Annotated in this window: 13 protein-coding genes; 4 read left to right on the top strand and 9 right to left on the bottom strand. The window is 68.9% G+C overall.

Annotated elements, in window-relative coordinates; translation table 11 throughout:
* The 4 genes from QM572_RS10055 to QM572_RS10040 form a co-directional block, all read left to right on the top strand.
* Positions 1–465, top strand: a 465-nt coding sequence (locus QM572_RS10055) for a VanZ family protein (RefSeq protein WP_415092633.1), incomplete at its 5' end; no start/stop codon positions are given.
* A 37-nt stretch (positions 466–502) separates the two neighbouring features.
* Positions 503–1366, top strand: a complete 864-nt coding sequence (locus QM572_RS10050; protein ID WP_415092631.1) for a T3SS (YopN, CesT) and YbjN peptide-binding chaperone 1 — start codon at positions 503–505, stop codon at positions 1364–1366.
* Between the two features lie 66 nt (positions 1367–1432).
* Positions 1433–3127: an FAD-dependent oxidoreductase gene (locus QM572_RS10045; protein ID WP_415092629.1), complete on the top strand. Its 1695-nt coding sequence runs from the start codon at positions 1433–1435 to the stop codon at positions 3125–3127.
* Between the two features lie 46 nt (positions 3128–3173).
* Positions 3174–3368 (top strand): hypothetical protein, encoded by a 195-nt coding sequence (locus tag QM572_RS10040; RefSeq protein WP_415092627.1) that lies wholly within the window; start codon positions 3174–3176, stop codon positions 3366–3368.
* On the opposite strand, the gene QM572_RS10035 is transcribed toward QM572_RS10040, so the two are convergent.
* The 9 genes from QM572_RS10035 to lipA form a co-directional block, all read right to left on the bottom strand.
* The gene (locus QM572_RS10035; protein WP_415092625.1) at positions 3328–5118 is read right to left on the bottom strand and encodes a DUF262 domain-containing protein; all 1791 of its coding nucleotides are present in this window, start codon (positions 5116–5118) and stop codon (positions 3328–3330) included. The genes QM572_RS10040 and QM572_RS10035 overlap by 41 nt on opposite strands.
* A 65-nt stretch (positions 5119–5183) precedes the next feature.
* Positions 5184–6464: a hypothetical protein gene (locus QM572_RS10030; RefSeq protein ID WP_415092623.1), complete on the bottom strand. Its 1281-nt coding sequence runs from the start codon at positions 6462–6464 to the stop codon at positions 5184–5186.
* Positions 6465–6467: 3 nt separating this feature from the next.
* Positions 6468–6971 carry a GNAT family N-acetyltransferase gene (locus QM572_RS10025; RefSeq protein ID WP_415092621.1) on the bottom strand — a complete coding sequence of 168 codons (504 nt, stop codon included), beginning with the start codon at positions 6969–6971 and terminating at the stop codon, positions 6468–6470.
* Positions 6968–7258, bottom strand: a complete 291-nt coding sequence (locus QM572_RS10020) for a DUF1778 domain-containing protein (protein WP_415092619.1) — start codon at positions 7256–7258, stop codon at positions 6968–6970. Before QM572_RS10020 ends, QM572_RS10025 begins: the two co-directional genes overlap by 4 nt.
* A 305-nt stretch (positions 7259–7563) precedes the next feature.
* Positions 7564–8985, bottom strand: coding sequence for a type I glutamate--ammonia ligase (gene glnA, locus QM572_RS10015; RefSeq protein WP_415092617.1), 1422 nt, complete (start codon positions 8983–8985; stop codon positions 7564–7566).
* Positions 8986–9068: 83 nt separating this feature from the next.
* Entirely contained in the window at positions 9069–11246 is a 2178-nt protein-coding gene (locus tag QM572_RS10010; protein ID WP_415092615.1) for a glutamine synthetase III, read from the bottom strand.
* Positions 11247–11346: 100 nt separating this feature from the next.
* On the bottom strand, positions 11347–11772 hold the full coding sequence (locus tag QM572_RS10005) for an RDD family protein (RefSeq protein WP_415092613.1): 426 nt from the start codon (positions 11770–11772) through the stop codon (positions 11347–11349).
* A gap of 16 nt (positions 11773–11788) precedes the next feature.
* Positions 11789–12496, bottom strand: a complete 708-nt coding sequence (locus QM572_RS10000; RefSeq protein ID WP_415092611.1) for a DUF4191 domain-containing protein — start codon at positions 12494–12496, stop codon at positions 11789–11791.
* A gap of 38 nt (positions 12497–12534) precedes the next feature.
* A complete protein-coding gene (gene lipA / locus QM572_RS09995; RefSeq protein WP_415092609.1) occupies positions 12535–13464 on the bottom strand; it encodes a lipoyl synthase in 930 nt (309 codons plus the stop codon).
* Positions 13465–13466: the final 2 nt, after the last annotated feature.

Raw genomic sequence — 13466 nt, 5'->3', positions numbered from 1 at the left:
GGCGCACTCGCCCGTCACCGGGCCGCGCGCGGCGCGGAGCCCGACGCCGCCTGGCGCCGGTCGCTCGCCGAGGTCGGCATGGTCTACGGCACGGTGCCGTGGGTGTGGCTGACCATGCTCCCGGGCAGTCGCGCGGGGGAGGTGTCCGGCGCCGTCAGCCTGGTGCCGCTCCGCGACCTCGCCACCATGCCGGCGACGCAGGTCGCGGGCAACCTCCTGGTGCTCGCGGCCGTCGGCTTCTGGGCGCCCCGCCGGTTCGCGGCCCTCGCCTCGCTGCCGCGGGTCACCCTCCTCGCCGCCGCCTGCTCGACGGCGATCGAGACCGTGCAGTACGCCTTCCGCCTCGACCGCGTGACCTCGATCGACGACGTCCTCCTCAACACCGCCGGCGCCACGCTGGCCGCCCTGGCCTCGCGGCGCGGCCGTCTTCCCCGAAACCGCCCCGGCCGGGCGATCCCCTGGTGACAATGGTGGCGGACCTGGCGGCGGGAGGAGTGTCACGATGGCGAGCTGGAGTGAGAGGTACGTCGACGGGCAGGTCGACGAGGCGTGGCGGCACCTGCGGCTCTCGCTGGCCGAGCGGTTCGTCGCGTCCCGTGAGGCGGGCATCGCGGACGTCGTCGACTTCGTCCACGGCGACGCCGACGCCCTCACCGTCCGACTCGACGGCGACCGCATCGTCGTCGCGGCCGGCGAGTGGTCGCGCACCTTCGGCAACGTCGACGAGGCGGCGTACCGCATCGTCACCATCCTGCGCGAGCAGTGGCAGGTGATCCACCCGGCCTTCGTGTCGTCGAACGCCATCGCCCCGGCTCGCGCGGACGACGCCCCCAGGACCGTCGCCCGCGCGCCCGGACACGGGACGCCCGCGTCCACCGAGCAGCTCCGCACGTGGGTGGTCGAGACCTTCGACGCCGGTCGCGAGGAGCCGATCCGCGTCGGCCCCGACGGCTCGATCCGGTGGCGCAGCGCCGCGGGCGGCCGGGTGCGGGTGGTCGTCCGGAACCGGTGGCGCATCGACCTCGTGGCCCAGCTCGGCAAGGACGTCAGCCGCGCGAGGGCCCACGCGTTCATCGACGACGCGTCGGCGCGGGCCGTCGGGCTGAAGTTCTTCCTGCGCGAGCGCCGGCTGCTGATGTCGATGACGGTCCTCGCCGACCCCTTCTGCCCCGAGCAGCTCACGAACGCGCTCGCCAGCTTCCTCGTCGAGCTCGACGGCTACGCGTGGGTGTCGTCGGCGGTGCGGCGCAGGCGCGCGGCGGTCGACCGCGAGGCCCTCGCCGTCGCCGAGGCCGAGGTGGCCCGCCTCAGGAAGGCACTAAAGAGGGCCCGGAGGAAGGCCTCCAGGAGGGCCCGGCCCGCCTAGCCCGCGCCCACCCGCCCTGGTTCCCGCTGGTCCCCGCCGGGTGGTGAGCCCGCCTAGGCTGGAGGGGTGGAAGGCGATCCCGCGATCATCCTCGTCTCCGGCGACCACGCCGAGGACCTGCTCGAGGAGTTCCGCAGCCGCTACGCGCGCGACTACGACCTGCGGGTCGCCCGTGGCGCGGGCGAGGCCGAGGAGCTCGCCCAGGGGATCGTCGACGACGGGCGCATGGTCGCGCTCTTCGTCAGCGACTCCCGCCTGCCCGACACCGACGACCTCTTCGAGGCGCTCCACCGCTGGCGGCGGGTGATCCCCACGGCCCGCAAGGTCGTGGCCGCGCACTGGGACCACTTCGTCGAGGACGCGCCGCCGCTGCGGGTCGGCATGGCCAAGGGGAAGTACGACGCCTACCTGCTGATGCCGCGCGGCCGCCGCGACGAGGAGTTCCATCACGCGATCTCCGACCTGCTGTCGGACTGGGGCTCGACCGTGCCGCGGCCGGAGGTGGTCAGCGCCAAGATCATCACGCCCGTCCAGGACGCGCTCACGATGGCGATCCGCGACTTCCTGGACCGGATGGGCATGCCCAACAAGGTCTGGGACCCCGCCGATCCCGCCATCGCCGAGCCCGTCGCCCGCATCCGGTCGCAGCTCGGGATCGCCGACGGGGAGGAGCCCGCCTATCCCGTCGTGTACGCCGCCAACCGGGTGCCCATCCAGGCCACCAGCGTCCGCGACGTGGCCGTCTCCATCTACGGCCGCCCCGACGACTTCACCGTCGCCGGCGTGGTGGACCTCGCCATCGTCGGCGGCGGCCCGGCCGGTCTGGCGGCGGCCGTCTACGGCGCCTCGGAGGGGCTCTCGGTCGTCGTGCTCGAGGCCGAGGCGATCGGCGGCCAGGCCGGCACCAGCTCGATGATCCGCAACTACCTCGGCTTCCCGCGCGGCATCTCCGGCATGCGCCTGGCCCAGCGCGCCCGCAACCAGGCGCTGCGCTTCGGCACCGACTTCCTCACCGGCTGGGAGGTGACCTCCCTGGTCCCGGGGCGCGACGGGGAGCCCCATCGGCTGTGCACCGGCGGTGGCGACGTACGCGCCCGGACGGTGCTCGTCTCCAGCGGCGTCGCCTACCGCAAGCTCGGTGTGCCCGCCATCGAGGAGCTCGTCGGCGCCGGCGTCAACTACGGCGCCGCGATGACGGCGGCCCGCGAGATGGAGGGGTACGACGTCGTCGTGGTCGGCGGCGGCAACTCAGCCGGCCAGGCCGCCCTCCACCTCGCCCGCTTCGCGGCGTCGGTGACGATCGTCGTACGCCGTCCCGGGCTGTCGGAGACGATGTCGCAGTACCTCATCGACGAGATCGGCTACAACGAGCGGATCTCGGTGCGCCCCGGCACCCGCGTCGTCGACGGCGGGGGAGAGGGCCAGCTGGAATGGCTGTGCCTCGAGGACCTCGACACGGGCCGGCGCGCCACCGTGTCGGCTCGGGGCCTCTTCCTCCTGCTCGGTGCCGAGCCCCGCTGCGACTGGCTCCCCGCCGAGCTCGCGCGCGACGCCGACAGCTTCATCCTCACCGGCCGCGACGTCCCCCGCGACCAGTGGACCAACGACCTCCCACCCGCCAACCTCGCCACGACGATCCCCGGCGTCTTCGCCGCCGGCGACATCCGCTCCGGCTCGATGAAGCGCGTCGCCGCGGCCTCCGGAGAAGGCGCCTCCGCCATCCCCCTCGTCCACGCCTACCTCGCCCCCGCGCCGGACTAACGCGCGAGTTCCTCCGAGTGCGGCACGGCGAGCTCTTTCGGACCTGGTGGGCCGCAGCCCCGTTGTCGGGGACCTGGCGCTCGACTGGGACACGTTCCGCTACGCCGGTGCCCCCGACCGACAACTCGTCCTCTGGTCTGCCGAGCCAGGTAGGCCGGAAGCCGACCGGCTCGCCGAGCTGGCGTCGGCATCGCAGAGCGTCACAGCGTCTGGTAGTAGTCGCGGATCGATGCAGCCATGAGTCGGCGGCGCTCGGCGAGGAACTCGCGGTAGCTTCCGGCCACCACGGCGCCGATATCCGTCGGGACGGCGTTCTCCGCGAGGTTCGCAGTGAGATCCTCCTGACTCGTGATCTCGCCTAGACGCAGGTTTCCGGAGGCGATCTGCTCGCCGATGAGCGCCATGTAGCCGGCCGGCGGGCGGTTGCTGATGGCGATGTTGATCGCGGTCTCGGTCAGCGCGAAGTTGGCAACCTGGTTGTAGTCGCCCCTGTCGGGGTAGCCGTTCTTGATCAGGTAGTCCTTGGGAACGATGTGGTGGATGTCGCCGCTCTGCTGGTGCATCGCCGCAATGGTTACTGCCTTCGACAGGAAGCCACGCGCGCCAGTCGCCACCTGAGCAGCGAGGAAGGTCTGGAAGAACGGGCTGACGGTGCTGGTGGTCTCGAGTGCTGCAGGGAGCGTCACCGCCCAGAAGGCGTCGGAGAGTTCGGACTCCTCGATCTGCTTGAGGTAGTTGGCGGCACCCTGTTCGCCGATCCTGCGGATGTCCTGCTCCCACGTCGACTCGAAGCTTCCGGAGTGGCGGCCGGTCAACATCGACATGACGAACCAGCGCTTCACGATCCGCTTGCGCTCGCCATCGCTCAGGTTGGAGTCGGCTCGCAGTCGGAGGTACAGCGCGTAGGCGAAGTTGAGTGCGTTCTTGGAGTTCACCATGCCAGCAGAGATGAAGCCAGCTGCCTTGATGGTCATGATGAAGTTCTCGAAGTTGTACTTGCTGACGATCTGGAGCAGGGACTTCTCGAGCCGGTCGTATGCCACCGGGATGCGCTCCTCGTCGACCTTGCGGGTGTCGGGGTCGCGGCCAGACAGCTCGCTGACGATGCTGGAGGCCTTGCCGCGGCTGAAGCCGGTCAGGCCAGCGACGCGGATGATGTCGCTGTAGGCGGGGTCGTACAGGTCCTCGGAGTCATCCTTCAGCCACTTGATCGCGTTGAGATACGGCGTCGCCGCGAACTCGTGGTCGTTGTCCTGGACGTCGCCGAAGGCATGTGGAGCGACGGCGAGGTGACAGAAGTAGTCGATCAGCTTGCGGATGTTGCGCCCGCGATCGCCGTACGTCGCGATCTTGCTCATGGCGAAGTCAGCGCTGCTGAGCGGCACGCCCTTGGAGTTGATGCGGATGAAGATCTCCGAAACGGTCTCGACGTCGAGGTCGTCGGCCAGGGAGATGATGCCGATCTGGGAGTTCCTGATGCCTTCGAGGCGCCCGAGGTTGGTCTCGAACGTCACCTCGTCGGCGTCGGCGTTCTTGGCGAGGTAGCCGCGCGCGAAGGACAGAGGTGACGTGGAGTTGAAGAACTCGCTGATGTCGGAGATCCATTGTGGGTTCTTGTCGATCACCGGCGTGAGGGTGGCGAACTCCTCGGTCATCGGATTGAACGCGATCCGGATCCGAACGGACTTATAGCGCTTGTCTACGACGGGCAGTCCAGCGACAGCCGCCCGGAGGGCAGTGATGCGCTGCTGGCCGTCGATCAGGATCTGCTGGTGCGCCGCGACCTGGCCGCCCTTGAGTTTCGCGCCGACCGACTGCCAGGTGATGAGGTACCCCACCGGGTAGCCCTTGTAGAGGGAGTCCATCAGATCGCGCACTTTGACGCTGTCCCAGACGAAGGGGCGCTGTAGTTCGGGAATCGCGATCTTCTCGCCCCTGACGTCCGCGAGCAGCTGTGTCACTGCCGACTGGGTTACCGAGTACTTCGCCACGGGGTCTCCTTTGCTCGGAGCCACGGTAGTCGGCAGCATCGGCCGGCGTGCGTGATTCGCACTCGCTATCCATGGTGGAGCCGGACAGTGGCGGTGGGGTCGGTCTGGTCGACGGCGACGATGATGCCGCGCTGTGCCTCGAAAGAGCCGCGGATGAGGGCCGTGAGGTGCTCGGTGGTGGCGCCTCGAGTACCGATGTATCCCTGCTTGGCGAGTTGGAGGAATTCGGTATTGGACAGATAGGTGTCCAGGGCCTCGGCCGACCATCCCTTCGGGCGTCGACCTGTCGCGGCGTCGGTGAGCAGGAGCTCGACGAGACTGATCGGGAGATACATGCCCCAGGTCAACGTGTTGGCGGGCGGCTTGGCGAGGTCGTCGCGGACGAGCTTGACGAGGAAGGCGTCCTCCGTGAGCCGCCAATCGTCCACGGTCTTCGGAGGTCCGGGCCGGGGCAGGGCACGGTATCGGGCCAGCTCGGTGGTGAGTTGGTCATCGGGGAAGTAGGTCGGCGCGCCGTCTCCTCTGTCCGGTCTGCGCAGGCGCTTGTACTGAACGAGGATGAAGCCGGGTCGATGGTGGCGGTAGTAGAGGAGGTCGGTCCCGGTCTGCCGCTCCAGGTCCTCCTTGTCGGCGTAGAAGATGGTGACCTGTCGGCCGGGCTGGGAGGGGTCGCGGAAGGTATGGACGTCGAAGTGGTCGGCCTCGGCCTCGAGCCAGCCGTCGAAGACCGTCGCGTCGTAGCGGATGTTCGCGGCCTCGCTGGCCTTGATCCGTGTCAGACCTGTCAGGAAGGGCACGTCGCCGGAGATTGCGGCTTCGTCCCCATCGCCCAGCAACTCGCGACTGTCCATCCCGCCGAGCTCGAGAGCCAGCGCCACGGCATCACGCTGCTCGCGCACCACGACCTGGCTGCCGGAGTGCTGACTCGGCGTGGCGAGGGCGCGCAGCCGGTCCAGGATCGGGCCGGCTTCGGTGGAATGAGTCCGCAACGCGCGCTCGAGTGCTTGGCCCGCCTTGGGGGAGAGCGGCTCCCCTTGTTTGCGTTCGAGATGGCGCCGCAGGGACTCGGGCACCGCGTCGACGGCCGCGTGCCAGGCGAGGGGCATCAGCCTCTCGGCGGTGCGGAACTCGAGGCCGTCCTGGCCTCGACCAGGGGTGCCGAACTTCCGCACGACCGTGGCGCCCGCGATCTGGTCCTCCACCAGCACCAACGCGACCCGCCAGGTGCTGGTGAACCGGGTCGAGCCGACGACGTGTCGGTAGAACGGGGGAGCGTCGATCTGCTGGACCAGGTCCTCCCACGTCGTCTTCGGAAGCCGGATGAGCCGGAGATCGTCACGCGGCATGGCTCAGGCTCCCAGGGACTCTCGGGCGTCGGCCAGGAGCAGGTACAGATGGAGGAGGTCGGTGGGCGAGGGCTTGAAGCCAAGCGCCTTGTAGAAGCCGGCGGCCCGTTCGTGGAGTGCGTGGACAAGCAGGATCCGTACGCCGATGCGGTCGGCAGCAGCGAGCGTGGACAGGATGGCGTCGCGAACCAGGAGCCTACCGAGTCCGGTGCCTTGAGCTCGTCGGTCGATAGCGAGGCGGCCGAGGAGGACGGCAGGGACCGGGTTCGGCGCGTTGCGGCGCACCCGGCCGGGCAGGTCCGCGTGCTCGACCGCTACCGCTGACAGGGTGTAGTAGCCCAAGATCGCCTCGCCCTCGGCGTCGAGGCTGACGTAGCAGCGGGCCAGGTCTGCGAGATGGTTGGTGAGGGCGCGGTCGGTCAGGTAGCGATCCAGCGAGTCCTCGCCGGAGTGGAAGTCGGCGGTGTTGTCGCCCGCGACGATCGGGCGTGGCTGTTGGGGGCTCACGTGTCCCAGGGCGCGGACTCGCCAAGCAGAGTGATGAGTGCGGGGATGGCCTGGGCGGGCCGGTCAAGAATCGCGGCAAACTCCTCCCAGGCCGTGTCGTCGAGTCGGAAGACGCGGCGGTCGGCGAGGATGTCGTCTGCGCGGCTGACGGCGGCGGCGGTGACGAAGTCAGTCAGCGACTGGCCGGTGACTGCGGCGGCGTCTCGGATCAGAGTGTCCTGGGCCGGCGTCAAGCGCATCGCCAAGCGCGCCTCCTTGCGCCGGGCTGTGTCGGGGCCGGTCGTCATACCGGGAGTGTACGCCTGTTGTGTCAACAATGCCGTGATCCGGGATCGGCATGGGGAGGTGCTCGTTGGCGGTCGTCGACCCCACCCACAGCCTGGCCAGCCTGACCGAGATGGCCGTCGCGAACGGCTCAGCCCGGCCAAGTGGCATGACATCGCGGCCGAGCGATGACCGGCTCTCATGGCGCCCATGGCACGCCGATGGCGCACACCGACGAAACGTCCCTCAACGTTTGAAAGATGTTGAGGGACGTTTCCACATTTCAGAGGCCCTTCCGTGCTTAGGTGCAGGTCAGGAACGGCCTGCTTTAGATGTCGTAGTAGAGCTCGAACTCGTGGGGGTGGGGGCGGAGCTGGACGGGGAGGATCTCGTTGTTGGTCTTCCAGTCGATCCACATCTCGATCAGGTCCTCGGTGAAGACGTCGCCGACGGTGAGGAAGTCGTGGTCCTCCTTGAGGGCGGCGAGGACGTCGCCGAGGGAGGTCGGGACCTGGGCGATCTCGGCCTTCTCGTCCGGCGGCAGCTCGTAGATGTCCTTGTCGATCGGCGCGGGCGGCTCGATCTTGTTCTTGATCCCGTCGATGCCGGCGAGCAGCAGCGCGGAGAAGGCGAGGTAGGGGTTCGAGGACGGGTCGGGGAACCGGGTCTCGATCCGCTTGGCCTTGGGGTTGGAGCCCGTGATCGGGATGCGGACGGCGGCCGAGCGGTTGCGCGAGGAGTAGACGAGCGAGATCGGGGCCTCGAAGCCGGGGACCAGGCGGTGGTAGGAGTTCACGGTCGGGTTGGTGAACGCGAGCACCGACGGAGCGTGCTTCAGGATGCCGCCGATGTACCACCGGGCGATGTCGGAGAGCCCGCCGTAGCCGGCCTCGTCGTAGAACAGCGGCTCCCCGTTGTTCCAGATCGACTGGTGGACGTGCATGCCCGAGCCGTTGTCGCCGAAGATCGGCTTCGGCATGAAGGTCACCGTCTTGCCGGCCGCCCAGGCCACGTTGCGGACGATGTACTTGAACTTCATGATGTCGTCCGCCGCCTTGAGCAGCGTGTCGAACTTGTAGTTGATCTCCGCCTGGGCCGCGGTGCCGACCTCGTGGTGGGCGCGCTCGACGAGGAGGCCGGAGGCCTCGAGGGCCTTGACCATGTCGTCGCGCAGGTCCTGGGTGCCGTCGGTTGGCGTCACGGGGAAGTAGCCGCCCTTGGTGCGCACCTTGTAGCCACGGTTGGGGGAGCCGTCGGGGTCGACGTCGGCGCCGGTGTTCCAGGAGCCCTCGACGGACTCGACCTCGTAGAACGACTTGTTCATGCCGGTCGCGAACTTCACCGAGTCGAAGATGAAGAACTCGGCCTCGGGGGCGAAGAACGCGGTGTCGCCGATGCCCGTGGTCGCGAGGTAGGCGAGCGCCTTGCGCGCGATGTTGCGCGGGTCCCGGGAGTAGGCCTCGCCGGTGATCGGGTCGTGCACGAAGTAGAGGAGCGCCACCGTCTTGTTCTTGCGGAACGGGTCGACGTACGCCGTCGTCACGTCGGGGTAGAGCGCCATGTCGGACTCGTGGATCGACTGGAAGCCACGGATCGAGGAGCCGTCGAAGGCCATCGGGTCGAGGTTGAACGAGGAGACGGGCACGGTGAGGTGCTGCTGGATGCCGGGCAGGTCGACGAAGCGTACGTCGACGAATTCGACGCCCTCGTCCTTGATGAACTTCAGAAGCTCTTCGCCAGTGGTGAACATGCCTCTGACCCTACAGAACCCAACAGGGGCTGGGGGAGAGCCCCAGCCCCTGTTTAACAGGTTCTCAATGTAGGTGGTGCCTCCTACTTGATGAAGAGCATCTCCTGGTAGGTCGGGAGGTCCCACAGGTCGTCGGCGACGACCGCCTCGAGCGCGTCGGCCGTCGCGCGGACCGCCAGCATCGCGGGCAGTACGACGTCCTTGACATGCGCCGCCTCGGCGAGCCCCTCGGTGTCGTGCTGCGCGGCCACCGCGTCCTGGAGGCCCTTGATGGCGGCCCGGAGCTCGGTGACGAGCGCGGAGACCTCGAGCAGGTCGGTGGTGTCGGCCTCGACCTCGGCGGCCTTGAGCGCGGCGACGTTGCCGGCGAGCTCGGTCTGGTAGCGGACCGCCGACGGCAGGATGATCGTCTTGGCGATCTCCTCGGTGAGGTTGGCCTCGACGTTGACGACCATGAGGTACTGCTCGAGGGCGACCTCGTAGCGGGCCTCGAGCTCGGCCTCGTTGAAGACGCCGTACTTGGTGAACAGAGCCTTGGCCTCGGGCGTCTGGTACTCCGGCAGCGCGTCGACGGTGGTGTCGAGCTTCTTGAGCCCGCGCTGGACGGCCTCCTCGTGCCACTCGGTGGAGTAGCCGTTGCCGTTGAAGACCGCGTTGCCGTGGTCCTCGATGATCTTCGCGAGGACGGCCTGGACGGCGTCGTTGAACTCGGTGCCGCCGGCGACGGAGGCCTCGAGCTCGGTCGCGATGTAGTCGAGCGCCTCGGCCATGATCGTGTTGATGATGACCAGCGGGGCGGCGACGGTCTGGGCCGAGCCGACCGCGCGGAACTCGAAGCGGTTGCCGGTGAAGGCCATCGGCGAGGTGCGGTTGCGGTCGCCCGCGTCCTTCACGAGGACCGGGAGGCTGTCGACGCCGACCGAGAGCGCGCCCTTCTGCTTCGAGGAGGTCGCACCGCCCTTGCGGATCTGCTCGAAGACGTCCTGGAGCTGGTCGCCCAGGAAGATCGAGATGATCGCGGGGGGCGCCTCGTTGGCGCCGAGACGGTGGTCGTTGCCGGCCGATGCGATCGACACGCGGAGGAGGCCGCCGTACAGGTGGACGGCACGGATGACCGCTGCGCAGAAGACCAGGAACTGCGCGTTCTCGTGCGGGTTGTCGCCCGGGTTGAGGAAGTTGCCCTGGTTGCCGTTGCCGAAGGAGAAGTTGACGTGCTTGCCCGAGCCGTTGACGCCCGCGAACGGCTTCTCGTGGAAGAGCGCCTCGAAGCCGTGGCGCTTCGCGACCGCCTTGAAGGTGGACATGATGAGCTGCTGGTGGTCGGCGGCGAGGTTCGCCTTCTCGAAGACCGGGGCGATCTCGAACTGACCGGGGGCGACCTCGTTGTGGCGCGTCTTGGCCGGGACGCCGAGCTTGAAGAGGGCGCGCTCGGTGTCGAACATGAAGGCCTGGACCCGCTCCGGGATGGCGCCGAAGTAGTGGTCGTCGAACTCCTGGCCCTTCGGCGGCTTGGCGCCGAAGAGGGTGCGACCGGCGTTGAGCAGATCGGGGCGCGAGTGCACGAAGGAGGTGTCGACCAGGAAGTACTCCTGCTCCGGGCCGCAGTAGGACACGACGTTGTCGATGTCGGTGTGGCCGAAGAGCGAGAGGACGCGCTTGGCCTGGTCCGACATCGCGTTCTGCGAGCGCAGCAGCGGGGTCTTGTAGTCGAGCGCCTCACCGGTCATCGAGACGAAGATCGTCGGGATGCAGAGCGTGGCGCCGTTGGGGTTCTCGATGATGTACGCCGGCGACTGCACGTCCCACCCGGTGTAGCCGCGCGCCTCGAAGGTCGCGCGGATGCCGCCGTTGGGGAAGGACGACGCGTCGGGCTCGCCCTGCACGAGGATCTTGCCCTGGAACTCCCAGATCGCCGTGCCGTCGCCGACCGGCTCCATGAAGGAGTCGTGCTTCTCGGCGGTGAGGCCGGTGAGCGGGTAGAAGACGTGGGCGTAGTGCGTGACGCCCTTCTCCATCGCCCAGTCCTTCATCGCCGCGGCGACGACGTCGGCCACGGCCGGGTCGAGCTTCTCGCCCTTCTCGATGGTCGCGGCGACGGACTTGTAGACCGACTTCGGGAGGCGCTTGGCCATCACCGGGAGGGAGAAGACGTTCTCGCCGAAGATCTCCGGCGACTCGTCGGTGCCGGTGAAGAACGCGGCGGGGGCCTCGTTGGCCTCGATGGTGCGGATCGCGCCGAGCCGGGCGGGATTGGAAGTCATGCGTGCTCCTCTTGCGCGGCGCGGGCTCTCGGGCAGCGCGCCGAAAGTCGACGGGTTCGCCCGTCATCCAACCGCCGGAGGGTTTCGCACGAGTGACCCTCTATTGCGGGGATGTAACAGGTCCCGGCCGGCTTGCTCGCCAGGTCTGGAGGGTCACCGTCGCGGTGCCGACCGCGAGGTCGTGCAGGCCACGGCCGTCGGGCTTGAAGATGAGCGGGGGCACCACAGCGGCCACCAGGATCTGGCGCGCGAGGGCGCCGACGAGGTTGATCGGGCGAGGGTCCCCGCTGACCCGGACGGTCCGGAGCCGAGTGGCGAGCTTGCCGAAGCTGCCTCCGGCCAGCGCCGAGAACACCGCGGTCTCGACGACGAAGACGCCGAGCACGAAGAAGGGCTCCGGCCCGCCTGCGGTCGCGTACGCCGACCAGCCGACGATCGCGATGACGACCAGGGACGAGGCGAGCCAGTCGATCAGCAGGGCGAGGATGCGCCGCCCCCAGGAGGCGGTCGGGAACGAGGGGTTCACGCCGTGGACCGCCGGCTCAGCGGCCGCGCAGGTTGGAGCGCATGCCCTTCATCGACGTCGGCACCGGGCCCTTGGGCATCGGCACCTTGCCCTGGATCGCGTCGAGCGCCTTGAGCCGGTTGAGGATGTCGGTGATGTCGGCGGGCCGGACGTTGCGGCCGAGCTTCATCACGGTCCGGTTGAGCTTGGCCAGCGGCACCTGGCCCTCGCCGTTGCCGACGATGATCTCGTGCACCGGCACGTCGACGACGACCCGCTCGTGCTTGCGCCGCTGGTCGAGCAGGAGCGACTTCACGCGGGTCGGGTTGCCCTCGCCGATGAGCACGATCCCCGGAGGGCCGACCACGCGGTGGACGAGGTCCTGGCTCTTGTTGAACGCGACGGCCGGCTCGGTGCGCCACCCGCGGCGCAGCATGTTGAGCGCGCCGGCGGCGGCGCCGGGCTGCCCGTCGATCCGCGCGTACGCCGCGGCCTGGGCCTTGCGCCCGAAGACGATGAGAGCGAGCAGCACCCCACCCAGCAGCGCGCCCACGACGGTGAAGACGATGCTGAGGATGCCGCCGCTGGGGGGCAGCAGCCAGAACAGGCCGCCGCCGACGACGGCGCCGCCCACGAAGGAGAGCAGGAGCCACAGGCCGATGAGCGGATCGGCCTGCTTGGTGATGCGGTAGGACTCGGCGAACTGCTGGCGCCGGGACATCTGGCTCGGGTCGAGCTGCGACATGCTCACACTCTTGTTCTGGCTGGTTCTGGTTCAGGGGGTCAGGCGCTCACGCGGGAGTCGAGGGCCTGACGATACAGCCGCCCCGCGCGGTAGGACGAACGGACGAGCGGCCCGCTCATCACACCGGAGAACCCGATCTCGGTCGCCTCGGCCTGGAGCTCGACGAACTCCTGCGGCTTCACCCAGCGCTCGATCGGGTGGTGGCGCGGCGTGGGCCGGAGGTACTGCGTGATCGTGACCAGCTCGCACCCGGCGTCGTGCAGGTCGCGCAGCGCCTGGGACACCTCCTCGCGGGTCTCGCCCATGCCGAGGATGAGGTTGGACTTGGTGACCAGCCCGAACGCGCGCGCCTGGGTGATGACGTCCAGCGACCGCTCGTAGCGGAACGCCGGCCGGATCCGCTTGAAGATCCGCGGCACGGTCTCCAGGTTGTGCGCGAGCACCTCGGGACGGGACTCGAAGACCTCGGCGAGCTGCTCGGGGCGGCCGTTGAAGTCGGGGATGAGGTTCTCCACGCCCGTCTCCGGGTTGAGCTCGTGGATGGCGCGGACGGTCTCGGCGTACAGCCAGGCGCCGCCGTCGGGGAGGTCGTCGCGGGCGACGCCGGTGATGGTGGCGTACTTCAGGCCCATCGTCTTGACGGACTCCGCGACCCGACGCGGCTCGTCGCGGTCCAGCGCGGCGGGCTTGCCGGTGTCGATCTGGCAGAAGTCGCAGCGCCGGGTGCACTGGTCGCCGCCGATGAGGAAGGTCGCCTCGCGGTCCTCCCAGCACTCGAAGATGTTGGGGCAGCCCGCCTCCTGGCACACCGTGTGGAGGCCCTCGGACTTCACCAGAGAGCGGAGCTCGGTGTACTCCGGGCCCATCTTCGCCCGGGTCTTGATCCACTCGGGCTTCTTCTCGATCGGGGTCTCGGCATTGCGGACTTCGAGGCGCAGCAGCTTGCGCCCTTCGGGGGCGATCGTCACGT

This window comes from Nocardioides sp., from assembly GCF_047607365.1.
GTDB lineage: Bacteria > Actinomycetota > Actinomycetes > Propionibacteriales > Nocardioidaceae > Nocardioides.
This window is presented reverse-complemented; position numbering and strand designations above follow the sequence as displayed.

What these genes read in the sequence shown, in the direction of transcription:
- glnA (WP_415092617.1), bottom strand. Translation starts at nt 8,985, where the DNA reads ATGTTCACCACTGGCGAAGAGCTTCTGAAGTTCATCAAGGACGAGGGC.
- QM572_RS10010 (WP_415092615.1), bottom strand. Translation starts at nt 11,246, where the DNA reads ATGACTTCCAATCCCGCCCGGCTCGGCGCGATCCGCACCATCGAGGCC.
- QM572_RS10030 (WP_415092623.1), bottom strand. Translation starts at nt 6,464, where the DNA reads ATGCCGCGTGACGATCTCCGGCTCATCCGGCTTCCGAAGACGACGTGG.
- QM572_RS10000 (WP_415092611.1), bottom strand. Translation starts at nt 12,496, where the DNA reads ATGTCGCAGCTCGACCCGAGCCAGATGTCCCGGCGCCAGCAGTTCGCC.
- QM572_RS10020 (WP_415092619.1), bottom strand. Translation starts at nt 7,258, where the DNA reads ATGACGACCGGCCCCGACACAGCCCGGCGCAAGGAGGCGCGCTTGGCG.
- QM572_RS10050 (WP_415092631.1), top strand. Translation starts at nt 503, where the DNA reads ATGGCGAGCTGGAGTGAGAGGTACGTCGACGGGCAGGTCGACGAGGCG.